At 34.5% G+C, this 3,101-nt stretch carries 2 protein-coding genes and 1 rRNA gene; all 3 read left to right on the top strand.

All coding sequences use genetic code 11. The features are described 5' to 3' along the window. The first annotated feature begins 255 nt into the window (after positions 1-255). A complete protein-coding gene (locus JFT89_RS15040) occupies positions 256-1,215 on the top strand; it encodes an alpha/beta hydrolase (RefSeq protein WP_016095881.1) in 960 nt (319 codons plus the stop codon). A 185-nt stretch (positions 1,216-1,400) separates the two neighbouring features. After that, positions 1,401-2,132: a DsbA family oxidoreductase gene (locus JFT89_RS15035; protein WP_016095882.1), complete on the top strand. Its 732-nt coding sequence runs from the start codon at positions 1,401-1,403 to the stop codon at positions 2,130-2,132. Positions 2,133-2,479: 347 nt separating this feature from the next. Continuing rightward, positions 2,480-3,101 (top strand): 16S ribosomal RNA (locus JFT89_RS15030); the annotation flags it as partial.

The following is a 3,101-nucleotide window of genomic DNA, read 5'->3' as shown; positions in this document are numbered from 1 at the left end:
CTGTAAGACGAGTCAGAATGACTCGTCTTTTTTGTGTTTATAACTTCTTATCAGCCGCAAGTACCATTTTAAGTTGTAAGTAATCCTTATTCTTTTAATCCTCTCATATTCAATTTCTTTCATCATTTTCGATGTGTAGTTTAAGATTTTCTATTTTATTTTTTGTAGAAGTGATCTGCCAGTGTGTTAAAATAGTGCAGTTGTTTTTTGAAGTACTTGAATATAAGAAGATTTAATTTTGAAAAAGGAGATAATATGAAAAAGATAGGTGTAATTACTATAGTAGTTTTAGTCCTTCTAGCAATTGCTTATATGTTAGTCGGGAATTATTTTTATAATTATGCATTGAATGCGAAACAAGAGAAAGAATTTTTAGAGGATAATCCTCACTTAGTAGAAACAGTGAACGCATCGGGAGGTGTGTTGGCTACAAATGAAGAAAAGGATGCGAACTTTGTATCAAATCATAAACCTAATACATTGAACATAAATTCTTTCGATAAGTTGAAATTAACAGGTTATGAATATATGAATGAACAATCTAGCCATAAATGGGCAATTGTAGTTCATGGATATGATAGCAGGGCATCGAAAATGACGAAATATATCCGGGAATTTTATGAACAGGGTTATAACGTCATAGCGCCAGATCTTCGTGGGCATGGAAATAGTGAAGGCGATTATATCGGCATGGGCTGGCATGATCGTAAAGATATTTTGATTTGGATTCAACAAATTGTAAAGAAAGATCCGAATGCTGAAATAGCACTATTTGGTGTTTCAATGGGTGGAGCAACTGTAATGATGACTTCAGGTGAAGATTTACCTGCTAACGTTAAAGTTATTATTGAAGATTGTGGATACTCAACTGTTATTGCTGAATTTACTTATCAACTAAAAGATTTATTCCACTTGCCGAAGTTTCCTGTTATGAATGCAGCAAATACAGTGACAAAATTAAGAGCTGGATATGATTTAGAAGAAGCTTCAGCTATAAAACAAGTGGCGAAAAGTAAAACACCTATGCTATTTATTCATGGGGATGCTGATACATTCGTTCCTTATGAAATGTTAGATGAAGTATATAATGCTGCAAAAGTAGAAAAAGAGAAATTAATTGTTCCAGGTGCTGGACATGGAGAAGCTGAAAAGGTAGATTCGAATAAATATTGGAATACCGTATGGAAGTTCGTGGGGAGATATATTCCAGCATAATTAGATTGTTTTAGAGTTGTATATACGATAATCAGAAGGTAGTGTTTTTATACTTTTGATTATCGTTTTTTTCTATTCGTAAATTCATTTTAGGTTGTAGTATATAAGGCTTGAAGCATAAATTTTTGAATTCTTTAGTACCAGTGCTACAATGATTGAAAACTACATGTTAATGAGGTGTTTCTATGAAAATTGAAGTATGGTCAGATTTTGTATGCCCATTTTGCTATATTGGGAAACGTAGATTAGAAATGGCTTTAGAGCAATTTCCACATAAGAAGGATGTTGAAGTTGAGTTTAAAAGTTTTGAATTAGACCAAAATGCTCCAATCTATTCTGGAACAAGTATTAATGAAGTACTTGCATCAAAGTATGGGATTAGTATTGAAGAAGCTAAGCGTAATAATATACAATTAGGAAATCATGCAGCTAGTATGGGTTTGGATTTTAATTTTGAAGAGATGAAGCCGACAAACACTTTTGATGCGCATCGTCTGGCGAAGTTTGCAAAGGATCAAGGAAAAGAAAAAGAGATTACGGAAAATCTGCTTTTTGCATATTTTACTGAATCGAAAAATTTAAGTGATGTGGATACGCTCGTTACTATTGCTGAAGCTTCAGGTCTAGATAAGCAAGAGGTTTTAAATGTTATTAATAATAAAAGTGCATATGCAAATGATGTTAGAGTGGATGAAGCGATTGCTCAGCAATATCAAATTTCGGGAGTACCTTATTTTATTATTAATCAAAAGTATGCTATTTCAGGTGCACAACCACTTGAAACTTTTGTTGGTGCACTTCAGCAAGTGTGGGAAGAAGAGAATCGCGCACCTAAGTTACAAGAGTTTTCATCAGAAGAAGGAAGCGATATGTCTTGTACTGATGGAAGTTGTTCGATCCCTTCAAAAGAACAATAGTTTTTATGATGGAATAGCAACCCATAGGGAGTTATATGGGTTGCTTATATATAAGTATAGAAGAGATATTTAAATAGATAACTTGGTAATATAAATGAGATTTATAAAAAATGAAGTTTTTTATAAAAATCCATTGACTATTATTATTTATAAGTGTAATATAGGACAAGTCGCCGATGCAATAACGCAGAACGCGGCAAACGAAATAAAAAACTTAGTTGACATTAACTAACGAAGATGTTAACATAAGAAAGTCGCAAATGAGCGACAAACAAGTTCTTTGAAAACTGAACGAAACAAACAACGTGAACGTCAATTTTTATTTTTAGATGCTAGACAAACTAACTTTATTGGAGAGTTTGATCCTGGCTCAGGATGAACACTGGCGGCGTGCCTAATACATGCAAGTCGAGCGAATGGATTAAGAGCTTGCTCTTATGAAGTTAGCGGCGGACGGGTGAGTAACACGTGGGTAACCTACCCATAAGACTGGGATAACTCCGGGAAACCGGGGCTAATACCGGATAATATTTTGAACTGCATAGTTCGAAATTGAAAGGCGGCTTCGGCTGTCACTTATGGATGGACCCGCGTCGCATTAGCTAGTTGGTGAGGTAACGGCTCACCAAGGCAACGATGCGTAGCCGACCTGAGAGGGATAAGGGCTCTTACTAGTTACTCTATGCTTGTTTTCTTCTTCACCACTTGGATGCCAATCTTTCTCCTTTTCTCATTACAGAGTATTTACAATCCTTTACACCTACTACCTATTTTTAAAGATGGCTTATATCCTATTGTAAAGGCAACAAAAGAAACCATTACTCCTTATGCGGGCTTAGAAATTGCATATTTTATTTATCCGTTCTTACAAAAAAAACAAAAAGCCATAAAAGGAATACTAATAGCGAATACTGGAACCATGTTTTTCTATCTATATGTGACTATTCTTTCTTATATATACTTTAGTCC

This window comes from Bacillus sp. TH25 (assembly GCF_016650935.1).
In the GTDB taxonomy this organism is placed as follows: domain Bacteria; phylum Bacillota; class Bacilli; order Bacillales; family Bacillaceae_G; genus Bacillus_A; species Bacillus_A mycoides.
Note: the sequence above shows the minus strand (reverse complement) of the source record. Positions and strands in the feature narration are given on the sequence as shown.